At 39.2% G+C, this 22,622-nt stretch carries 24 protein-coding genes; 14 read left to right on the top strand and 10 right to left on the bottom strand.

Translation table 11 applies throughout. The annotated features are described in order from the left end of the window. The first annotated feature begins 17 nt into the window (after positions 1 to 17). The 7 genes from NSIN_RS04840 (at position 18) to NSIN_RS04810 (ending at position 7,348) form a co-directional block, all read left to right on the top strand. Positions 18 to 2,504, top strand: coding sequence for a M1 family metallopeptidase (locus NSIN_RS04840; RefSeq protein WP_101009638.1), 2,487 nt, complete (start codon positions 18 to 20; stop codon positions 2,502 to 2,504). 62 nt (positions 2,505 to 2,566) lie between these two features. Continuing rightward, positions 2,567 to 2,773, top strand: coding sequence for a hypothetical protein (locus NSIN_RS04835; RefSeq protein WP_133124059.1), 207 nt, complete (start codon positions 2,567 to 2,569; stop codon positions 2,771 to 2,773). Between the two features lie 44 nt (positions 2,774 to 2,817). Further along, positions 2,818 to 4,098 carry a cation:proton antiporter gene (locus tag NSIN_RS04830; protein ID WP_101009637.1) on the top strand — a complete coding sequence of 427 codons (1,281 nt, stop codon included), beginning with the start codon at positions 2,818 to 2,820 and terminating at the stop codon, positions 4,096 to 4,098. Between the two features lie 57 nt (positions 4,099 to 4,155). Further along, positions 4,156 to 4,965, top strand: coding sequence for a tetratricopeptide repeat protein (locus tag NSIN_RS04825; protein ID WP_101009636.1), 810 nt, complete (start codon positions 4,156 to 4,158; stop codon positions 4,963 to 4,965). 1 nt (position 4,966) lies between these two features. Continuing rightward, positions 4,967 to 5,263, top strand: a complete 297-nt coding sequence (locus NSIN_RS04820; protein ID WP_101009635.1) for a hypothetical protein — start codon at positions 4,967 to 4,969, stop codon at positions 5,261 to 5,263. Positions 5,264 to 5,411: 148 nt separating this feature from the next. Next, positions 5,412 to 6,800 carry a cell division protein FtsZ gene (locus NSIN_RS04815; protein WP_101009634.1) on the top strand — a complete coding sequence of 463 codons (1,389 nt, stop codon included), beginning with the start codon at positions 5,412 to 5,414 and terminating at the stop codon, positions 6,798 to 6,800. Between the two features lie 2 nt (positions 6,801 to 6,802). Continuing rightward, entirely contained in the window at positions 6,803 to 7,348 is a 546-nt protein-coding gene (locus NSIN_RS04810; protein WP_101009633.1) for a hypothetical protein, read from the top strand. A gap of 1 nt (position 7,349) precedes the next feature. Here NSIN_RS04810 and NSIN_RS09445 read toward each other — a convergent pair whose 3' ends face one another. After that, positions 7,350 to 7,490, bottom strand: a complete 141-nt coding sequence (locus NSIN_RS09445; RefSeq protein ID WP_165775243.1) for a hypothetical protein — start codon at positions 7,488 to 7,490, stop codon at positions 7,350 to 7,352. Positions 7,491 to 7,602: 112 nt separating this feature from the next. Between NSIN_RS09445 and NSIN_RS04805 the strand changes: the two genes are divergently transcribed. From NSIN_RS04805 to NSIN_RS04790, 4 genes are all read left to right on the top strand, one after another. After that, a complete protein-coding gene (locus NSIN_RS04805; protein ID WP_101009631.1) occupies positions 7,603 to 9,150 on the top strand; it encodes a virginiamycin B lyase family protein in 1,548 nt (515 codons plus the stop codon). Then, entirely contained in the window at positions 9,134 to 10,348 is a 1,215-nt protein-coding gene (gene truD / locus NSIN_RS04800; protein ID WP_101009630.1) for a tRNA pseudouridine(13) synthase TruD, read from the top strand. Before NSIN_RS04805 ends, truD begins: the two co-directional genes overlap by 17 nt. A 78-nt stretch (positions 10,349 to 10,426) precedes the next feature. After that, entirely contained in the window at positions 10,427 to 11,518 is a 1,092-nt protein-coding gene (locus NSIN_RS04795) for a hypothetical protein (protein WP_101009629.1), read from the top strand. Beyond that, on the top strand, positions 11,511 to 12,212 hold the full coding sequence (locus NSIN_RS04790; RefSeq protein ID WP_101009628.1) for a hypothetical protein: 702 nt from the start codon (positions 11,511 to 11,513) through the stop codon (positions 12,210 to 12,212). The genes NSIN_RS04795 and NSIN_RS04790 overlap by 8 nt, the downstream gene beginning before the upstream one ends. Before the next feature lie 3 nt (positions 12,213 to 12,215). Here the strand turns inward: NSIN_RS04790 and glnA are convergent, their stop codons facing one another. From glnA to NSIN_RS04765, 5 genes are all read right to left on the bottom strand, one after another. Further along, a complete protein-coding gene (gene glnA, locus NSIN_RS04785) occupies positions 12,216 to 13,658 on the bottom strand; it encodes a type I glutamate--ammonia ligase (protein WP_101010085.1) in 1,443 nt (480 codons plus the stop codon). Between the two features lie 21 nt (positions 13,659 to 13,679). Further along, entirely contained in the window at positions 13,680 to 15,074 is a 1,395-nt protein-coding gene (locus NSIN_RS04780) for a KamA family radical SAM protein (RefSeq protein ID WP_101009627.1), read from the bottom strand. A gap of 266 nt (positions 15,075 to 15,340) precedes the next feature. Beyond that, positions 15,341 to 15,871 (bottom strand): CopG family ribbon-helix-helix protein, encoded by a 531-nt coding sequence (locus NSIN_RS04775; RefSeq protein WP_101009626.1) that lies wholly within the window; start codon positions 15,869 to 15,871, stop codon positions 15,341 to 15,343. A gap of 291 nt (positions 15,872 to 16,162) precedes the next feature. Next, the gene (locus tag NSIN_RS04770; RefSeq protein WP_101009625.1) at positions 16,163 to 17,113 is read right to left on the bottom strand and encodes a transcription initiation factor IIB; all 951 of its coding nucleotides are present in this window, start codon (positions 17,111 to 17,113) and stop codon (positions 16,163 to 16,165) included. Then, complete coding sequence (locus tag NSIN_RS04765) at positions 17,106 to 17,573, bottom strand: SRPBCC family protein (protein WP_101009624.1); 468 nt, start codon at positions 17,571 to 17,573, stop codon at positions 17,106 to 17,108. The genes NSIN_RS04770 and NSIN_RS04765 overlap by 8 nt, the downstream gene beginning before the upstream one ends. 90 nt (positions 17,574 to 17,663) lie before the next feature. On the opposite strand from NSIN_RS04765, the gene NSIN_RS04760 reads away from it, so the two are divergent. Further along, complete coding sequence (locus tag NSIN_RS04760) at positions 17,664 to 17,891, top strand: Lrp/AsnC ligand binding domain-containing protein (protein WP_101009623.1); 228 nt, start codon at positions 17,664 to 17,666, stop codon at positions 17,889 to 17,891. Positions 17,892 to 17,895: 4 nt separating this feature from the next. Here the strand turns inward: NSIN_RS04760 and NSIN_RS04755 are convergent, their stop codons facing one another. After that, positions 17,896 to 18,186, bottom strand: a complete 291-nt coding sequence (locus NSIN_RS04755) for a hypothetical protein (protein ID WP_101009622.1) — start codon at positions 18,184 to 18,186, stop codon at positions 17,896 to 17,898. A gap of 159 nt (positions 18,187 to 18,345) precedes the next feature. Between NSIN_RS04755 and NSIN_RS04750 the strand changes: the two genes are divergently transcribed. Beyond that, complete coding sequence (locus NSIN_RS04750; RefSeq protein WP_165775242.1) at positions 18,346 to 19,686, top strand: cation:proton antiporter; 1,341 nt, start codon at positions 18,346 to 18,348, stop codon at positions 19,684 to 19,686. Here the strand turns inward: NSIN_RS04750 and NSIN_RS04745 are convergent. Next, positions 19,681 to 19,938: a metal-sensitive transcriptional regulator gene (locus tag NSIN_RS04745; protein WP_101009620.1), complete on the bottom strand. Its 258-nt coding sequence runs from the start codon at positions 19,936 to 19,938 to the stop codon at positions 19,681 to 19,683. The two genes, NSIN_RS04750 and NSIN_RS04745, sit on opposite strands and share 6 nt — an antisense overlap. Before the next feature lie 45 nt (positions 19,939 to 19,983). Next, positions 19,984 to 20,646, bottom strand: coding sequence for a hypothetical protein (locus NSIN_RS04740; RefSeq protein WP_133124058.1), 663 nt, complete (start codon positions 20,644 to 20,646; stop codon positions 19,984 to 19,986). A 144-nt stretch (positions 20,647 to 20,790) separates the two neighbouring features. Between NSIN_RS04740 and NSIN_RS04735 the strand changes: the two genes are divergently transcribed. Beyond that, positions 20,791 to 22,284, top strand: a complete 1,494-nt coding sequence (locus tag NSIN_RS04735) for a thioredoxin-like domain-containing protein (protein WP_101009618.1) — start codon at positions 20,791 to 20,793, stop codon at positions 22,282 to 22,284. Here NSIN_RS04735 and NSIN_RS04730 read toward each other — a convergent pair whose 3' ends face one another. After that, entirely contained in the window at positions 22,285 to 22,545 is a 261-nt protein-coding gene (locus NSIN_RS04730; protein WP_101009617.1) for a hypothetical protein, read from the bottom strand. It lies immediately after the preceding gene. Between the last annotated feature and the right edge of the window lie 77 nt (positions 22,546 to 22,622).

Genomic DNA, 22,622 nt, shown 5'->3' with positions numbered 1-22,622 from the left:
GCAAGAACAAAAATTCTGTGAGACAAGTATCACCAATAAATTATCAGATAGAATTTGAGCCAAATTTTGATAATTTTACATTTAGAGGAAGCGAAAAGATAGCAATCAAAGTATCAAGCCCTACAAACAAGATAACACTTCATGCAGCAGAAATTGAGATAAAACAATGTAGCATCTCCTGGAATAACAAGATAATAAAGACAAGGGCAATAGTTAACGAAAAGACAGAAGAGATAACACTTGTACTAGCCCAAAAGATAAATGGCAATGCAACAATTTCAATTGATTTTATCGGTCAGCTAAATGACAAACTAGTTGGATTTTACAGGAGCAAATACAAGTTCAACGGAAAAGAAAAGTATCTTGCCACCACCCAATTTGAAGCTGCAGATGCACGAAGGGCATTTCCATGCTGGGATGAGCCAGAGGCAAAAGCAACATTTGACGTCTCACTTTTGGTAAACAAGAACCATACCGCAATATCAAACATGCCCGTAATCTCAAAGAGAAACATAGGCAAAAAGACGCTATATCATTTTGACACCACTCCTATAATGTCAACATACTTGCTCTATCTTGCAGTAGGAGAGTTTGAGTCAATCTCAACCAAATCAGGCAAAACATTGATTCGAGTAATTACAACAAAAGGCAAGATATCACAAGGAAGACTGTCACTTGAATTTACAAAACAATTCTTATCATATTTTGAAAAATATTTCAAGATTGCATATCCACTTCCAAAGCTTGACATGATTGCAATACCTGACTTTGCATCAGGCGCAATGGAGAATTGGGGTGCAATCACATTCCGAGAGACAATACTTCTCTACGATCCAAAGACCTCGTCTACTGAAACAAAGCAACACATTGCCGAAGTAATCGCACATGAAATCGCACACCAGTGGTTTGGCAATCTAGTTACCATGAAGTGGTGGAATGATCTCTGGCTCAATGAAAGCTTTGCAACATTCATGGCAACAAAGGCAGTTGACGCACTATATCCAGAATGGGATTTCTGGGACCAATTCCTAATTTCAGAAATGACAGGAGGCCTCAGTCTTGATTCATTAAAATCATCTCACCCAATTGATGTTCCTGTAAAAAGCCCAGCTGATGTCAGACAAATATTTGATGAAATCAGCTACAACAAGGGAGGATGTGTACTCATGATGCTAGAAAATTTCATTGGACCGGACAATTTCCGCAAAGGACTCTACAGTTATTTGAAAAAACACGAATATGCAAATGCAACCACAGAAGACCTTTGGGATTCACTTGGTTCTGCTTCACGACAACCAGTAAGACAGATGATGAACACATGGGTGAGACAGGTAGGATACCCAGTTATAAAAGTCAAGGCAGAAAATTCCAGATTGAAACTAACACAAAGCAGATTCCTACTAGAGTCAAATGGCAAGAGCAAGACCGGAAAATGGATAATCCCACTCTCAGTGAGAACAAAAGACAGAACAGTCACCAAATTAATGAAAGGTCCAGTAACCATACCTCACAAGTCAGGCTGGTTCAAGGTAAATGACGGTCAGAAGGGATTCTATCGTGTAAAATATGACAATAATGCGCTAGATGAGCTAGGCATCCAAGTAGAAGACAAGACAATATCAAATGTAGACAGATGGAGCATCCATCATGACCTTGTAGCATTATGCCTGTCAAAGCAGATATCATTTAGAGAATATCTTGACTTTGTAAGACATTACGAAAATGAAGATGATTACGTTGTATTGTCAGACATAATCAGCAGTCTGAACTTTTTCTACATATTATCATCAGGGGAAGCGTTTTGGGACGAGATAAAAGAATTCAATCTTGATTTCTTTAACAAGATATTCGTAAAACTTGGATGGGACAAGTCAGAGGGAGAACGATCCACTGTAGCCCTTTTGCGTGGTCAAGTGATAAGTTCACTTGGAAGATTAAAAGACAAAGATATTGTCAAAGAAGCGCAAGCAAGATTTGCAAACCTGCTAAAAACAGGCAAGTTAGAGCCAGATCTTCGTGGTCCTGTATATTCTGTAATATCATGGAATGGAGACGCATCAACATACCAAAAGATATTATCATTATACCGTAAAGCACCAACACAGGAAGAGATGGTAAGATTGCTCAGTACCCTTGCAAACTTTCAAGATAAAAAATTATTATCAAAAACACTTGCATTTACACTTTCAAAAGAAGTCAGAACTCAAAACTTATTCCAACCAATTGCAAGAATGGTAACAAACCCACAGGGAAAAGAGCTTGTATGGCCATGGATAAAACAGAATTGGAGGGGTATTGTTACAAGATTTGGAGTAGGAAATCCACTTTTGAATAGAATTGTAGGTAGCGTATCAATTGAATCAAGCATGGAAAAAGAAAGAGAGATCAAGAAATTCTTTACAAAACACCATGTTCCAGGAACTGAGATGAAACTGGCACAGACACTAGAGAGAATCCGAATCAATTCCAATTTCATAGAAACCACAAGAAAAGAGCTATCCTAGTTACATCACAGAACAACTCACCTCTCAATGTTTAATAGTGCCACAAAATCAGAGACTCGCTAATGAGTAATCCCTCCCGCCGCAAGCAATCCATAATCACAGTAATGTTTCTCATAGCAGGATTCTGGGGCATTTTCATGGGATTGATTGTATTTACCAAGCCAAACTTTATCCTAACAGCACTTGGAATGGTAAACATATCTCTTGGAATATTTTTGGGATTTCGAATTTTAAGAAAAGACAAACAAGAGCTAAACCGAAGAAAATAATCAATTAAGAACGATTTTTATAATTTGGTCACTAGAGTTTACAGATGTCAGAGCTAAGTTTAGGTCATTTATTATCAAACGAATACGTAATTCCGGTTTTCCTCTTGACAATTTTTCTAGCATCCCTTATCGCATCAAAGGTAAAAATTCCATACACCATGATTCTTGTCGGTATAGGAATAGCAATTTCCGTACTAGACTTTACAGGCCATGGAATTCCAAACATTTCAGGATTCAAGGTAGATCCAAAGCTTATCCTCTACTTTGTCATACCGCCTCTAATTTTTGAAGCAATGATGAAGATAGACCGTGAACAATTCAAGACCGTCAGAATATCGGCACTTGCACTAGCAACAATTGGAGTAGGACTTGCCACCATAGTCGGAGGCCTTTTGCTGTCATATTTGGCAGGACTTCCAACAATAGTTGCATTTGCATTTGCAGCCCTCATTGCACCGACAGATGCAGCAATAGTAATAGAGGTATTCAAGAGAGTCAAGATTCCAAAATCTCTTGCAACACTAATGGAGTCAGAAGCAAGCTTCAACGATGCTGCAGGTGTAATTATATTTTCTTCAATCATGGCAATTGCAGCATCACAAGGATCTCTTCTTGCAGCAGGCAGTACTACAGAAATTAATGTAAACATTTTGGAGACAATAGGTCACTTTGCACTTGTATTTTTCGGAGGAATTGCAATAGGCATAGGCCTTGCAGTAGGTTCCCAGTTCCTACACGGATTACTCGAAGAGCCATTTTCGGAAACTGCACTCTCAGTTGCTGTACTTTTCGGTTCTTTGATAATTGCAAATGCGCTTGGCATGTCAGGTCTTGTAGCAGCAGCTGCTGCAGGACTTTGGTTTGGAGTGGTACTGAGAAAACCCAAGTATATCAGTGAAAAGGTCAGAACATACGCTTCAAACTTTTGGGAAATGATTGCATTTTTTGCAAACTCGGTAGCATTTTTGTATCTAGGTTTGAGCATGGACATGGTACGAATAAGCCAAAACGTACCATTAATTGCACTTGCAGTTGTTGCAGTACTTGCAGCAAGAGCAGTATCAACATATCCAATACTTGCAGTCACACATAGATTTACTAAAGAAAAAACAGACAAAACGTGGAGACATGTTGTCATGATTGGCGGAATGCGAGGTGCACTCTCAGTTGCCCTTGTTGCGACTTTACCGGAAAGCGAGATAAAAGAGATACTAAAGACAATTACCTTCGGAGTAGTCTTGTCGTCATTGATAATCCAATACCCAGTACTTACAAGATACATCAAAAAGGCATTTCCTGAAACAGTCCAAGAGACAACAACATAGAATACAATACATCAAAAAGAATTAAACAAGATACCAAGAACAATTTACCATATAGCAATGGCCGATAAAGATTCAATTCAAAAAATTATTGCAGAGGGAGCAAGTTATGCAAAACTAGAAAGGCATAAAGAGGCAATCTCATTTTTTGACAAGGCAATTAAACAAGATCCAGAAAACACAGATGTACTATACAATAAAGGCATGTCCCTGCTTGCCCTAAAAAAGAACAAAGATGCTGCATCATGTTTTGAAAAAATAATTTCACTTGACCCAAATCACACAGATGCACTAAATAATTTAGGAAATCATCATGCCGAGTCTCAGGAGTTTGCCAAGGCAGTGACATACTATGACAGGGCACTTGCAAACAATCCCAATTACATTCCAGCCTTGTACAACAAAGGAATTGCAAGCATACGACTGGAAAAATACGATGATGCAATCAATTGCCTAAATAAAGTTCTGGAGCAAGAACCTGAAAACATGCAAGCAACATACTACAAGGGACTAGTGTTAGGCAAGCAGAAAAAACATGAAGAGGCCCTTTCATATTTTGACAAAATACTAACAAAAGAACCAGATAACAATGAGGCAATATTTTACAAGGCAACAGAATTGTCAGAACTTGGAAGACACCAAGAGGCAATTGAGATCTTTGATAAAATACTAAAAGAACACCCCAAAAACGGTACAATAATTTATGCCAAAGCACGAAGCAAAGCACTTCTTGGCCAAAATGATGATGCTCTGATACTTCTTGCACAAGCAATATCTCACTACGGCAAAACCATAAAAAAGTGGGCGGCAACAGATTTAGCATTCGATAAGATAAAAGGGGATTCAAGATTCAAGACAGTGGTAAAATAAAATGTCAGAAGATATGCTAAAAACAATCAAGGGCCTGCTTGCATCAGGTAGAGGAGACACCAAGAGATTACGCAACATAATTGAGGAGATAAAAAGTGGCGAGCCAGTTGTCATGTCAGATTATAGATACATCCAAAATTTACTCGAGTCCCCTGATACTCCAGAAAAAGAACAACCAGTTACTCCCCCACCCAAAAGAGATACATCACTTGAGGTACTCAGGGTGAGACTGGCAGAAGGCCAAATATCAATAGAGGAATTTCGTGTCCTCAAAAAAGCTCTAACTGAAGAAGAATAATTCATTCCCAAATCTTAAATGCAAAAAAACCCAATCAAGACACAGGATTGAAAACGGCAAATCATGTCTACAACTATCAAGTATGGACTGTACAATCTTGCACTATATGGTTAAAGAGACAAGATCCGCTTTCAAAGAGTGATTAAATTTGTCAAAATTTGCTCCATTACCCCCGGCCCCAGTGATAATGACATCCTTTGGTCATTGCGGCATTGGTCTTGGTGCAGAAGCATATAGAAGATTGTTGTTAGATGTAGGTGCAGACCCACTCAAGCCAACACTCAAGGGAGAAAAAGATGAATCCCGCATACTAAAAAGATACGGTAGTACAATTCTTCGATTTCCAAACTCTTATGGAGGAAGCGAGATTCCACTTATTCCAAGAGCTCTACTAATTGACCTTGACCCAAGAGCTGCCAATTTGATATTACAATCATATCCAGACTTGTTTGCATTAAGAGACAAACACGTAATCTCTGGTGCAGGAGGCGCTGCAAGAAACTGGGCAGAAGGCCGTACCAGATTCATCAAAGAAGTAAGTACAAAATATGACATGCAAAAGCAACTTGCAAGTCTTTCACCAGAACCAGTAAGAGGATTTACAATTCCATTTGCAATGGGAGGCGGAACGGGCGCTTCATTTGCAAGTGCTTTCATGCAATACATCAAAAAAGACACCAAGGAACACGCAACAATTGCATCATTTGGATTATTGCCAGAATTTGGCTGGGACCCAGTCATACTAGAAGCATCTGCAATCAACATCGTCATGAACCTAGAACACCAGATAAAGTACAGTGACTGTTCTATTCTATTTTCAAACAAGAGATTAAGAGAGCTTGCGCAAAGACACGAGAAAAGACTAGACAAGATGTCATCTATCATAGATGATCTTCCAAAAGAACACGAAGTCGGGTGGAAAGATTACAGAGGAATGAACTTGATTGCAGCAAATGCAATCTCGATGTTTATTGCATCTTTTGCAAGAGAGACAGAATGGGACATGTCAAACTATAGAACATGGCTTGCAACAAAAAGACCAAGATTTGCAATCCCGTGGGTGATTCCAATCATTCCAGAAGAAAGACAATGGAGCTCTGATTTGATGACAGGTACCAAGCACAACACAATGGAGGGAATAGTAGAACACATCAACAAGAAAGAAGATGCAGTACTGTTTGATATCGATGACAACGATGTAAGAGACAAGGGAGGTCCAAAGGATTCATGTTGTGCACTTGTCAAAGTAAAGGGAGACTTTGAGGCAAAAGAAAGAGAGACTCTCAAGAACATGATAAAGGACAGATTCCACATCGAGGAATCAAGAATGATATTCATCAAGATTCCAATACTTGAAACAGAACAAGCAAATGTCACAATACTTGTCAATACAAAGGCAATAGGACCAAAAATTCTAGAGATTGCAAGTGAGGCCGAAGCATCCTGGGATGCATTCAAAGATGAATATGGCAAGTGGGGATTGACTACAGAAGAATTCAAGGCAAGTCTTATGGATGTAGTCCACGAGTTTAGCTAGAAATGGCTGACTTTACATTCTTGGAACAAGTTGCAACCCGCATCAGAGAAAACAGAACCCAATTAAAAGACACAGAAGACGAGCTTGCAACAGTAAATTTCAGAATTCATGAAATTCCACTCAAGAGCCAGACAGAATCCACGTTTGCAAAAATGATTGGCCAAGATTATTACGATGCATCAACAGATCTGGAAAAGGCAAAAGAAAAACTAATTGCACAAAAAGAGGAACTTAGCACCAAAGTCAAAGAAGACATTTCATTATTTATCACAGAATTTACATCACATGATCTTGTAATACCGCTAGAGCCAAACCCAAAGGTTGCAGACGGAAATACAATATTTCATTACAAAAACAATTCAACATACAACAACATACTTGCCATACTAAGTGAGCTTTTAGGACTCACACCACCAATACTTGTCAAAGACGTCATGTTTTCAGCTTCAGAGATAACCATCAAGGTGACAGACGAATACGAAGCAAAGCAAAAGTTCCTCAGCAGCATCAACGAAGTACAAAAGACACTCTCAATCAAGAGAAAATAGACTAGAACAAGTTTTCAGGGGCAATTGCAATGCCGCCACACTTTAGACACAGTCTAGAAACCATAGGCTCTCCAAGTTTCATTGTTACACTGAATTGATTTTTGCATTTTTTACAAGTGTATGGAACCTGCACTGTTGTCATTGTGAAAAAATCAGGCTTTGAAGTATAATAATCAGAAACCACGTTATCAAAGATGATACCAAGGATACATCCCACGAATAAGATATAACAAGGTAGAAACCGCCAAGATTTTGTGAATAAAAACACGAAAAAGCTTCTTGCTTTAGCGTTTATGGCAATTTTCATAGTTTCTACAGTCAGTGTTGCATTTCTAGGCGGCGGAAGAACTGCTACCCAGACCAAGCCTGCAGACACTACCATCACAAACACACCTGCAGACAATTATCCAGACGACAAGAGAGCAACCTTTTGTGATACAGGTCCTGCCAAGTCAACCAAATACATAACAGAATTCAAGATTCCTACCGCATGTACCCAGCCACTTGCAATCATAACAGACCCGTCAGGAGCAGTCTGGTTTACAGAATCAAACACTGGAAATGTGGGCAAGTTTGATCTTTCTTCAAAGACATTCCAAGAGTTTCCAAACACCCAGTGGCAGAAAGGTGAAAAATCAATGATGTGGGGACTGGCATCTGCACAAGATGGCAACATATGGGTTACAGACTCACAACACGTTCTCATCTGGAAGTTCAACCCTTCAGACAAGAGCTATCAGAGATTTGCATTCCCAAAGAGCCAAACCCAGGACGGCTCATTCCCACAAATGTTACTAATTGACGGAAAGAATGCATATGTTAATGACTTTACCGGTAGAAAGTTAGGAGTATTTACAACAGATAACACAAGTCCAGACCTTGGCATAACAAGCATTCAATCACCACAAAAATACAATTTCACTAGTGCAATGGTAACAGATTCTGCAAACAATGTATGGTACACAGCATGGATATACCAACAAGGAGGAAGCCTTGTCAAGTATGATCAAAAGACTGGCAACTCTACACAGTATCCACTTCCACAAGACATCCAAGCTCCAAATGGAATTACAATAGACTCTTCAGGAAAATTATGGATAATGGACACTGCAAGCAGTTTCTTTTTCGATTTTGATCCTGTAACATCACAATTTACAAAACACACAACATCACCGCCCCAAGTAGCATCATATGGAAACGCATCAGGATTAATCAAGACGCCAATATCAAGACCCTACTGGGACCACTTTGATGACAAGGGAAGACTCTGGTTCAACGAGCAAGTTGCAAACAGTCTTGGAGTATACGACCCAGCATCCCAGTCACTTGTAGAATACTTGGTTCCATCCAAGAATCCAAACTGGTCTGATTGTGGACCAATGAAAGACTGTGGAGTAGCCCAAGTACTAGACTTTACATTAGACCACAACAAAGTCTGGTTTACAGAATGGGTTGAAAATAACATCGGATTACTTGATTCAAGCGTCCCATTGCCACTAAACGTAACTACATCCGAGTCCTCACTTACAGTCCACAGAGGACAAAATGCCACAGTATCACTAGATATCACACCGCAAGACACCCTCACATCTCCAGTCTCCATAGTAACATCAAACACCTCAGGACCTCAAACCATCTCAATCATGTCATCTCAAGGTAATGTTACAGTAAACAAGCCAACAAGCGTCAAGATAACAATCTCTGCAGACAACTTTGCAAGTCCAGGAACCTACCAGATCCTAGCCGGTGCAAGATACCAAGATGTAACCATATCCAAATACATCAATGTCACAATCCAGTAAGGTTCCCAACCTAGACAAAATTATTGGAATCTCAACATATAGTACAAAAACAGAAGGAACTGGCGGAAAAATCAAGTCATCTCCAGAGCAGTTTTTTGTCATGGAGCGATTACGCCAAAAAGCACTTGACAAGATATCTTCTTCTGGAAGTTACACAGTATACAAGCTAAAAAAACAAGGAATCGACACAAATCACGCATTATCTGACATTTTTACAAAATACGGATTGCGACTAAAGGCACTTGGACTCAAGGATGCAACTGCAACCACGGAACAATATGTATGCGACATGACAACAGGAAGGTCTGCTAACACTCTAGTCACAAACAGATACACACTAGAAAAAATCGGACTGGTGCAAAAGCCATTAACAAAAAAAGACATGATAGGAAATCATTTCAAGATAAAAATTGAAGATGCAGATTTTACCAAAGTTTCAGTATTCCAAGACCAAGACAAGATTCTCAACTTTTTTGGATATCAAAGATTTGGAAGCAAAAGGCCAGTATCACATTTGATAGGAAAAGCAATTTTGCAGAAAAATTTCGAACATGCAGTAGAGACCCTGCTGTCTTTTACCTCAGAGTATGACACCCCCCAAAACAACAAGGTACGCCAAATGCTAAAAGACAAGTCATCTTACTCCCAAGTCATGGATATGGTCCCCCCTCAAATGGACATTGAGAGAACAGTACTCTCTGAGATGATATCCCACGGAGACCCCCTCAAGGCACTGCGTGCAATACCCATACAGTTGCGAAGATTCTTTGTGCAGGCATACCAGTCATTTGTTTTCAACCAGACAGTATCTCAAGCACATGATTATGGCGAAGACTTGCTGCATCCACAGCAAGGCGATGTCTGCTTTGACAAGGATGACAATCTAGGAAGATATGAAAATGACCCGGACCAGAGGCTTGCAATTCCCCTTGTAGGATATTCATATTCAAAGAAAAACAGGTTTGATAGTTTCATATCAAATATCCTTACAGAAGAGCAAATCACACCAAAGGAATTTTTCACAAAGGAGATGCAAGAGGCAAGCGAAGAAGGAGGCTTTAGGCAATCTACCATATTGTGCAGCGATTTTGCAATAAAGGAACCATATGTGGAATTTACTTTATCCCGTGGATCTTATGCGACAATATTGCTTCGTGAAATAATCAAGCCACAAGATCCAGTATCAGCGGGATTTTAGAAAAAATCAGGTACAAAAAAGATCTCACTGATAAATTCCGCCCAAGTTTTATTAATCATGAATTTAGGTTTTCCATAATTGAAGACTAGAATCATACTGTTATCGTTTCTTGCGATTTTACCAATTAGTCACGCATGGGCAGTTACAGACTTGAGCACACTTGGAAGCCCTACCGTATCAATATCATCAAACACAGGAGCTCCAGGAAGCCTAGTCACCATTACAGTATCGCACATACCAGACATATCAAAGACAAGTTACCCATATCCAGATTTGTACATCTATTTGCCATTCTCCCAACCATTTGGTACTGCAATATCAAGTCATTGCGGCGGCCAGGACTGTTTTCCAATATACACCCATGATGATGCAATAAACCAAGACCTCACAAACAGGACCATAACATTTGCATTGCCAAGCACAAGCAACCCCAAGCCAGTAATTCTAAACGGTCTTGAAAATACAGTCTGCGATGTTACAATAAACGGCAAGACAGTAGAGAGGTTCTCAACTCTATGCAATACAAAAAACGAGCCCCAGGGAACATATGACATCAAAATAGGATGGGTCCTTGAGACAGACCTTGACCAGAAATACATTACAAACACAATTCCATTCCAAGTTAACGGCAATCCACTGCAGATATCATCAAGTCCTGTTGCAGACAATGGCAATACCATCCTCAAGGAATATCAAAATGGCACAATAAGCCAAGCCCAATTTTACCAAGATCTCAGGTTACGCGGATGGACTGATGAGCAAATAAGACAAGCATTAGCAGTAATTGGCAAGCTTCCACATCAGATGGGAGTGCCAGGCCCTGACGCTGGACTTCCAAACAACAATACCATGCAAATTACAAACCAAACTATTCCAAACACAAACAATACAAGTCAACCAATAGTTCCAATCAAGATACCAGTAAACATCACCAAAGTATCAACCAATACAACCAAAACAAATCCAATTCCAGAAAATACAACTACCAAGGAGAATACCACAACATCCCAAATAGTGTACACAACAACACAAACCAATTCCACACAGATGCCAGCTAGAAACAATTTCATGTGGAATGAAATTGTAATTGGATTATCATCTGCAGCAGCTGCAATAATGGCAGGTGTTGTAATATTTGTAAAGACTCACAGAGGTAAGCACAATGCCTGACAAGTCATGCAGGACTTGTGGAGGAGAGCTTATCAAGTGGTCCACATGTTCCAAGTGTAAAAAGACTATACAAAAAATATGCAGAACATGTTCTGGAAAAACAGTAGAAGAGATTCACAATCATCATGTCTATCTTGAGCCATACATTACAACCAAAAAAGAGAGACTTGCCACAGTTCAAAGCTTCTCAGAGGTTCCACCCAAGAAAAAAGAAAAAAGACATGCCAATCCCATTGCCATATCAATCATCATAGCAGGAATCATTGTTTTGGCAATATCAGTTACAAACTATGCCGTGTTTTCAGATAGTTTTGCCCAAAATCAGATAAAACAATCACAGCCCGAGAGAATAGTCTCAGCACCAAGCCTTGACACACCAATACCGCATACACCAACACCTGACACTCCAAAAAGCACACCACCTCAAGATACCCAGACTAGTACCAAATCAGAAGACCCATCATACACATACAACAACTGCCTCGGGGTATCAGATGGAACCCAGTTGACAGTAACATGCCCCACAGAACAAGGAGTTCCCTACAAGGCAGTAGTAAAAACACCCACAGAATTGATACTCCAGCTTGAAAGTGATGTGTTTAACTTGCGCGAGTTGTCAATTACAGAGCACTCGGATTCAATATCAATCCAGTATGCAAAAAAGATGTACGAGGCAAAATTCATCAATGGTTAGACATCAAACATCAATATACATCGAGACCTCCCATGCCGTAGGAGTCTGAGCAAACGATTTACATTCTGAATTTTTCATTTCTACATACGAATCAACAAAGTCACTTGTAAACACATCTTCCAAGAATTTTTTATCGCTTTGGAGAGATCCAAGTGCATCATGTAGAGTATACGGGAGAGAACTAATGTTGTATTTTCTTTTTTGTTCAGGCGTCATCTGGTAGATATTTTCTTCAACAGGGTCTCCAGGGTCTTTCTTGTTATGAATTCCATCAAGTCCTGCAAGCAGCAATGCAGCCTCTAGCAAGTATATGTTTGCAGTAGGATCAGGCACACGATATTCTATTCTTTTACTGTATTCATTTCCATGAAGATACATTGGAACCCGTACTGCAGAAGATCTATTTCCCACACCCCAGCATATATTGACAGGCGCCTCAAAATCCGGTACAAGTCTTTTATAGGAATTTGTAGTCGGATTTGATATTGCACACAGTGCAGACGCATGGTCAAGTAATCCACCGATATAATACCTGCCAATCTGGCTTAGTTCTGATACATCATCAGGATCATACATGGCATTTTTGTTGCCATTCCACAAACTTTGATGTATATGCATTGCAGACGCATTGTCCCCATAGATTGGTTTTGGCATAAAAGTTGCAACTTTACCCATTTTTCTTGCCTTTACCTTCACCAAGTTTTTTACTGACACAACCCCATCTGCCGCAGCAAGAGTATCGTTGTACAGTAGATTTATCTCACATTGTCCTGATGTTGCAACTTCATGATGCTGTGCCTCCACTTTAATCCCAAAGTATCTGTACACATCATCACAGATGTCTTTTCTAATACCTTCAAGGGTATCACGCGGCTGTGCAGGATAGTATCCTCCCTTTAGGCCAATCCTTGTGCTTGCATTTCCACCCTCCCATGGAGCCTCACTTGATTTGATAGAATATCCAGATCCCCCATAGGAATGCATCGCGCCCATAGCAGATGGAAACAGGTTTACTTTGTCAAATATAAAAAATTCCAGTTCCGGTCCCCACATGGCTTTGGTCAATCTAAATTTTCCTAGTTTTTCAACTGCCTTTGACGCTATGAACCTAGAATCCCTATTGTACCGTATCTCATTTTTACCATCACTCTCATACAGATTTGCAAACATCCTAGCATTTTTCCTCTGCCCATCATCATACACAGGAGGCAGAACAACATATGTAGAAAGATCAGGTACAAGCAACATGTCAGACTTGTTTACAGATTTGAAACCTCGAATGGAGCTTGCATCAAGTTTTTCAAGCCCATTTACGAAATGCTCCTCATTTAGAGAATAAGATGGAATGCTTACGCTGTGTAATTCTCCAAATACATCTACAAACCAAAAATCTACAAAGTCTATCTTGTTGTTTTTGATTCTATCCAGTGTATCCTGTACCATCATCTTCCATACCAAGGTGTAAATTTATGGAGGCCCGCCGCCTGCAATACTGACATCTTGGCCGCCTTTTTCAGTCTCACTCTGTAACATCTCCTTTAGCTCACCTTCATAGAAGAACTGCTTGCCTGCAAATGGCTCCAGATCATCTATCCAGATAGCACCCTCATCATATTTTGCAAGAAACGGCCTTTGGACCCAGTCAGGATTTCTTCCCTGTAAAAAGCGCATTACAATTGCCTTTTTTGCACCAATGTCAGTAACACCTAGAATCTGTATCTTCCCAGGAGTGGAAGACATGCTTGGTCCTCGAACTGTTCTACAAAGACCACTGACTTTTTGATATGCATCTCGAAATATTTCTTGTGCCTCTACAAGAGGAACTCCAAAGTAGTGCTGTGCTCCAGTATCTCTTACCACAAACATATAGTACGGCACAAGGCCCAATGCCACCTGATTTTTCCACATCTGAGCCCACGTATCAGAATTGTCGTTTATGTGCCTCAAGACCGGTGATTGTGTTCTAATTTGAGCGCCAGTACTTCGAATGCGCCTTATTGCAATCTTGACTGCCTCTGTAGACAATTCAACAGGATGATTAAAGTGAGCCATGAAGGACAAATGTATTCCGCGTCCAGTGACACGACTAAACAATTCAAGCATCTCGTCAGAGTCACCATCAGTGAGAAACTTGTATGGCCAGTAAGATAGTGCTTTAGAGCCTATTCGAATTGTATTCAAATTTGGCAAGTTTGCATCAAGCAAAGAATCAACATATTGTGAAAACAATCTTGCATTCATTATCATTGGGTCACCTCCTGTAAACAAGACATCTGTTACTTCAGGATGTTCCCTTAGATACTGAACCAGATACTCTGATTCCTTCATTGCAAACCTAAATTCATCCATACCGACAAATTGTGGCCACCTAAAACAAAAGCTGCAATATGCATGACATGTCTGACCCTGGCTTGGGAAGAAAAGCACTGTCTCTTTGTATTTGTGCTGCATTCCGTATAGTTTTGTGCCATCTTTTAGATGCGGAACGTTATGTTCCATCTGCCCTGCAGGATGCGGGTTGAGCTGCATCCTTATTTTGTTTGCAACTTTTTGGATTTCCCTTGTTCCCAGGTCTTGTTTTAGAGCAGATTCCATCTCCTTGTAATGGTGCGGTCTTAGCATTTCTTTTTGTGGAAATGTAAGCCTAAAGATAGGATCATCAGGTATGTTTTTCCAATTTATCAACTGTTCAATCACATAATTATTTGTCTTAAATGGTAGAACATTTCCTACAACTTCCATCTCAAATTGTTGTCTAGGCGGAAGTTTTTTTATTTGTGGAATTTCTCTGAAATTATTTAGAGTGTATGATTTGTATGTTGGAGCAGTTGATTCTGACCAAGACTGATTTAATTTTTTCATAGTTACATTGATACGATATCATCATTGTTAAGTGTTGTCCATGAAAAATAAAATTATAATTTTTTCCAAAGAAAATAAATATGATGACTGCAAAAAAAATCAAAAAATTATTTTTCAAATTTTAAACAAAAAAATATTTTTCAAAAAAAATCATCTTATTTATCTCTTGTGTAAAAAACATATTTGTAGAATTAAAAAATTTTTCTAAAATAATTTTTAAAATTTGAAAAATAATTTCTTATTCTCACAAAATGATAATTACAAAATCATTCTGAGAACTCAAAGGATATCATCGTCTTGTCAATTTTTACATTAATTTTTTTGTTAAACGCTTCTTCAAAGATTAATTCCAGTATGGTTTTGTGATATAATGACCAATTTTTCCCAAGCTCATGCTTCATCACATATCTATGAAATTCATCTTCCTGTATGTGGCTTACCTGAACTGACGAATTTATCATGCGCAGCTCAAACCATGACAAAAACGATTTGACATCCATCTTTCCCTTCATGAATAAGGCCATGTTCTTTACCTCGTCTTTTCCAACGCGAGATGCAATCTGAATTACATCTTTTTGGGTTAATTTTTCAAAGACATGTACAAAGACCTGTTTGTTTATCAGTACAAATCCAATTGTGGACTCGTACATTCCCCAATCCAGAAATTGCTTTAGTGCCTGGTTTACCAGAGTATTCGTACTGACTTGTCGGGTGGATGATTCACTACGTAGTCGCTTTATGGTAGCATCATCAAGCCGAAATGTTATGGTGGATGTCTTTTTAGGGTTTGAACTCAACTTGACATAATAACCAATGATCTCTTTTTAAGAGTTGTACATCATCAAAAAGATCCCTGCAAAGACATTGTCAAAAAATTCCAAGTTAATAAATTTGGATGAACTGTGTTAATCGTGTTTTTAATAAAAAATACAGCAATACTATACATGCAAATGTCTCCAGATCCCACAGGAGAGATGTATGCATGGATTGCAATGGCAGCAGTAAGTGCGCTTGCTTCTGCTGTTGGAGTTTTCACCATACATAGAAGACGATAGTAAAATTACTATCTTTCCAGATTTTTAAAAAAATTATCTCTCTTCAGGTCCCAGGATGAATTTTTTTATCTCATAATATCTTGCACGAATTGTAGTAGATGTAACCCCTGATGCTCGAGTTATTTCAGATTGTGACTTTTGCTCTGCATTTAATATACAAGACAGATACAAAGTTGCAGCAGCCATTGCCTTTGGGTTTCTCCCTCTAGTCATGCCAGCTTTTTCAAGTGTCAGCAGCAGTTCTAGCGCATTTCTCTGTGATTTTTCAGAGACTTGAGCCTCATTTGCAACCTTGGCAAGAAATTCCACTGAACTAAATGGTTCAAGGGATAGACTCATTTCTTCTACCAAAGTTCTATACGTTCTTCCAAGTTCTTTTTTACCAATATTGCTTGTAAGCGATATCTCGCCCAAAGATCTTGGAACTCCGGCCTGTTTGCATGCAACATACACGCATGCACATACAAGATTTTTTGATTTTCTCCCAACAGTCATTTTTTCCCTCATTGCTTTTCTATACAGATGAGCCGAGTTTTCTGCTACAGAATCAGGTAATGCAAGTTTGACTTGAAGCACATTAAGAAATACAAGTGCAGAACGCAGAGTCTTGTTTTTTGCAGCAACTGCGCTTCTAGTATTTAGTATCTTTAATCTGTAAAACGCATTCTTGTTTACACTTGACAGAGATTTACCCATGCCATCTCTATCTGACATTACGGTTGTCATGTTCATATCATACATTGTAAGCGAATTTGCAAGACCAAAGTTTCTTTTTGGACTGTCTACAGAATCAGACTCAAAAAGCGGTGCTGATTCGGGGGATCTTTCTTCTAAAACTCGCCCACATGAACCACATAGAATTTCACCTGAAGAATTGTCAGTAATTATCGGCCATCCCTTGCATCCTGATGTAATACAGGAATACTCAGAAGAGGATTTTTTTGATATCTCTGGCCTTTCCAGCACCTGTTTTCTCTTACTCATGTATCATATCCGCCCATTGTTTTCTAGATTCAGTCGGAAAAGCCTGAGTCTTTTCAATCTCTTCTTTTACCAAATGAACTGCAAGTTCTGCCTCGTCACGTAATTCTTCAGATATGCTCCTTGAGCGAACTTGAGCAATTCCATGCAATTCATAATTCATCTCAACCTCAAGAAGCGTTTGAGTTCCAATCTGAGTTATCATGATATCTTTCGTACCGGTAATCATTCCCCTCGTCCATCGAATGTGAATCCCTTCTATTGGAAACAAGATGACTTTCTGCAAACACTTTTCAGAATTTGCAAGTGTCACCTGACGTGTCAGAGCATTTCCATTTTTTGATGTTGTTCTAACACGAGACATTCCTTTCCAAAAATATGGATCGCGCTGAATTTCAGATATTACATTCCATACTTGTTTGGCAGAAGAATTTATCATAATTTTAGAAACTACTTTGATCATCAACCCAGTATGGAATTGTCAGGTTAAAGCCTAGCTAGTACACACTGCAATCTAGCTTATTGATATACAAGAAATGTAATTTAGATAATCATGCATGAAACATTTGTTCTCATAAACTGTGATTTAGGAAAAGAAGAACAAATTGTGAAATCACTGCAAGAAATAGAATACGTAAAAGAAGTACAAGCAACGCACGGAGTATACGATGTTGTAGCAAAACTAGAGACAAAAACAGAAAAAGAACTCACAGATATAGTAAGACAAAAAATACTTGGACTCGGGCCAGTCCATAGCGTATTGACATTATTTGCGCAATGATATCCTAGAGGTTATCCCCAAAGTTTCTTGTGTGAGCATCTACCTCATCCTGAGGTGATGGAGACTTGTTTTCATGCTTGTGTTCGTTTTTGTGTATGCGTCCCTCCATCTTCTTTTGATGTTCTTCTCGCGCATGATGTAGTCTGTCTTTTTCATGTACAAACTCTTTTCCACAATGCTCACATTTTGCGATGGTATGATGATGCTCATGTCTTGCATGGTTGATCAAATCATCATATTCATTAAATGATGACTTGCATTGGTCGCAGCTGAATTTCTTTTTGAAAAGTTTCATGATACCATAAATAAAAAATTACAGCATAATAAAACTGTCGTATCTAGATATTTATTACGACTGGAACATAAACAAACAATTTGAGATTTAACACCAGTGCATACAATGCAAAAACTTTCTGACTAGACTCATCTCAAAAAAACTCACAAGACCATGGACTTGCAAAATATCACACAAGGCATCCAATCAGCAGTAGTAACTGCAAATATCTCAGATCAGATAAACAATACACTACAATCAAATTTCATCAAGACCGAGATAGCCAAAATAAATCACAGTATCATACAAAATGTATTTGGAACTAGCGACCTTACCTCTCCTCAAGTAATTTTTCTAGCAATTGCAGTAATTGTATTTGTAGGAGTTACAGGAGAGGCATTTTTTAGAAAGACTGGAGTTCCTGAAGTTCTCTTTTTAACAATAGTAGGTTTTGTACTAGGCCCAATCTTTGGAGTTGTAGACAATTCCACAGCATTTAGGATAATCCCGTACTTTGCATCACTTGCGTTGATCATAATCATGTTTGATGGAGGAATCAGTCTTGACATCAAGACAGTAATCAGGACTGCACACTATTCCCTTCTTTTATCCATACTTAGTTTTGCAGCAACACTTGCAATTGTTGCTCCCCTTGCAGTCTATGCATTTGGATGGCCGTGGATTAACGCATTGCTTTCGGGTGCAATACTTGGAGGAATTAGTCCAATTGTAGTATTTGCCATAGCTAAAAGGTTGCCCATATCAGAAGAGACAAGATCAATTCTCATTTTGGAATCAGCCATGACAGACATCTTGGCAACAATAGTAGCATTTTTGCTCTTTGAAGCAATAACATCAGGCCATTTCAGTAGCATATCACTTGCGTCAGGATTTGCAAGAGAGTTAGCAGTAGGATTCGGGTTGGGCCTTGGAGTTGGAATACCATGGCTTTATGGATTTTCAAAGATAACAAACATCAAGCACGCATACATGCTCACACTTGCAGTACTGTTTGTGCTCTTTTTTGCTGCCAAGTCTCTTGGCGAGTCAGGGGCCCTCACTGCGCTTGTATTTGGTCTCGTATTAGGAAATAGAACAGAGGTATCAAGGCGACTGAGATTCAAGATGCCAGAAATATCAATGGAAGATACATTCCATGACGAGATTACGTTTCTTGTCAGGTCATTTTTCTTTGTATTTGTCGGCTTGATTGCAGAGTTTGGCCAGCTGCGATACATATTGGTAGGAATCATAATGGCAATAGCAATTTACATGTCACGACGAGTCTTGACAAGAGTGTGTCTGACCCCATCCAAGTTTGCCCAGTTTGACAGAAGAGTAGTAAGGGCAATGGTGCCAAGGGGACTTGCAGCTGCAGTGCTTGCAACATTTGCAATAACATTTTCCATACCTCATGCCAAAGTCTACACCGAGATTGCCTTTGTCATAATAATTGCAACTGTAATAATCACGACAATAGATTTGAGCAAGATTTCGAAAAAAGATGTAAAAAAACTATAGAATCTTAGATACAGTATCTTTTAGATCACTTGCAGCCTTTTTGCCTTTGTTGTTGGTATTCAAATTTACATGATCTACAAGATCCTCAATGATTATCTCCATTGTACTGTCAAGCGCTGCCCTCACTGCAGTTATTTGTTGCACAATCTCAGGATAGCCTTTTCCCTCATCAATCATTTTTCCTATTCCTTTGACATGTCCTTCTATTCTTGCCAATCTTTTTTTGATCTCAGGAAGTTTATGGTGAGTCATGTCAAGATAATTTTCATTTTGGCGATATTTATCTAATCGGATGGTTTATCCAACATAACTAGAAACAAGAATGTAAATTCCAATTGCCGCAATTACAAATCCAACCATGGAATCATTGTACTTTGCAGGAATCCTGGCAAATGTTTTTGCAAGCCCAAACTTACCCAGTTGGACCAAAAGTAACATAGTCAGAATTGATGCAGCTGCAAACACAACTGAGAGTTCCAGTGCAAAATAAAATCCAGAAGAGATGGCAGAAAGATAAATTGGAATTATGCTAGGATCCGGAGAAAGTGCTGCACCCAAGATTGCAAAGTATCCTATTTTCTGAGATAGATTTCTAGACTTGATATCATGGTCATGGTTGTGATCATCATGTTCACCATGGTGATGATGGTGCTCTTTTTTGAGCAATGATACAACACCTACAGCAAGACCTGCTGATGCCATGATTATTCCTATCATCATATCCAAATAGCGAGCAATCAAGTGAGAGATTAGTAATCCTACAGCGACAACTGCCAATCCCATTCCTATTGATAGTGCCACATGACCTATGGCTGTAACAAGCGATATCCCAAAGAGTTTCTTTGGAGCCCAGCGCTTGTTTTGTGCAAGGACACATAGAGTCAACCAATGATCAGGTGCTGACATGTGCAATATTCCTACAACTGCTGCCCCTATCACATAGGTTAGAGGATGTATCAAATCTGCTTTCCATAATTAACAGTCATCTAAAAACATTATCCTCCCCCCCTGGATAGGATCTATAGGAAGATCTATCCATATTCATCAAGGTACCATAATTGTACATGAATTAAATAAGCAAAATACGAAATTCATGGTACCATCATGTTTGACAACATATTTTCCAAGGTTACAAAAGCACCAGAGTTTCCTCAAGAGTTTGAGTGGATAAACACAAAAGAGCCGCTCTCACTTGAGAAACTAAGAGGACATGTCATAGTTTTAGATTTTTGGACCTATTGCTGCATAAACTGCATGCATACACTTCCAGTACTTGCAGAGCTTGAAAAAAAATACAAAGACTCACCAGTTGTATTCATCGGAGTTCATGCTGCCAAGTTTTTCAATGAAAAAGAAAAGCAAAACATTGCCCAGGCAGTTGCAAGATACGAGATATCTCATCCAGTAATTGTAGACCAAAACATGACAGTATGGAGTAATTTTGGCGTAAACGGCTGGCCCACAATTGCAATAATCGACCCAAACGGCACACTGGTGTACAGACAGTCAGGCGAGGGCCAAAAAGAGATGATTGAAGACACCATAGATGTGCTCTTGGAGAAACACTCCAACTCCCACACACTTGCAAGAGAACCAATTGTCATACATCATACCATAAAAAAAGATGCCACTACACTCTCATTTCCAGGCAAGATATCAATATTTAATAAAAAAATTGCAATATCAGATTCAAACCACAACAGGATACTTGTAACAGATACGTCAGGCAAAGTCTTGCATGTCATTGGAAACGGCAAGCCAGGACTCCAAGATGGTAACCTATCTCAAGCATCATTTTGGAGACCGCAAGGAGTTGCATGGTACAACGATTATACCATCATTGTAGCAGACACTGAAAATCATGCATTGCGTAAGATAGACTTGGAGAAAAATCAAGTCACTACACTTGTAGGAACTGGAAGACAGGGACCGTGGAGATCACCTGGAGGAAGGGGGAAAGAGACTGCAATCTCTTCTCCATGGGATGTAACAACAAAAGACAATCTTGTTTTCATTGCAATGGCAGGAAATCACCAACTGTGGGAATATGATACCACCACAGACATTGCAAGACCGTTTGCAGGAACAGGACAAGAAGATATTGTTGATGCAGACAGGACACGCGCACTACTTGCACAGCCAAGCGGGATTTTTCTACACAATGACATAATCTATTTTGTAGACAGTGAGACCTCATCAGTCAGGGAGCTTGACCTTAACACTGGATACGTCAGGACAGTCGTAGGACACGGACTGTTTGCATTTGGCCACAAGGATGGCAACTCAAACCAAGCGCTATTTCAACACCCACTAGGGGTGTGCTCCACGCAAGAGAAAATTTTTGTCGCAGACACATACAACTCTGCAATTCGAATAATTGACAAGACAACAGAGCAGGTTGCCACCGTTGTAGGAAAGAAAGAAACTAGCACCATGTGTAAATTGGACGACCCAAGCTGTGACACACTTTTTCTCTACGAGCCAAGTGATGTCAAATGGTACGATGATAAACTGTACATCGCAGACACAAACAACCACCTAATACGCATCTATGACTTGAAGACAAATCTATTGCAGACACTAGACATTCAGATATAATTATTCAAAAAAGCTCTCAGATACAACATCATTTTTTAATGCAAATTCTTTTAGCTGTGAAAACTGGACCTTGCCCTTGTGGTATTGGTCCCACAGAAAATCAAGTGCTTCTATACTTGAGAGATGCTCTGGGTCCATTGATGCTGTCTTGCCAAATGTCTCGGTGCAGAATTTTTGTAAGTCAGCAAACTGGAAATTGTCAAGCAAGATACGCATCTGGTCGACAGTATCATCTTTTGGTTTTTTTCCAAACAATCCCATACAAATCAACTTGAACGGCCGCCATTTAACTCCATCCGGTAGTATACAAAATTTTTGTATAAATCCAGAATAGGGTT

Origin of the sequence: Candidatus Nitrosotalea sinensis, assembly GCF_900143675.1 — an archaeon.
In the GTDB taxonomy this organism is placed as follows: domain Archaea; phylum Thermoproteota; class Nitrososphaeria; order Nitrososphaerales; family Nitrosopumilaceae; genus Nitrosotalea; species Nitrosotalea sinensis.
The sequence above is the reverse complement of the archived record's forward strand: the minus strand, read 5'-3'. Positions and strand labels throughout refer to the sequence as shown.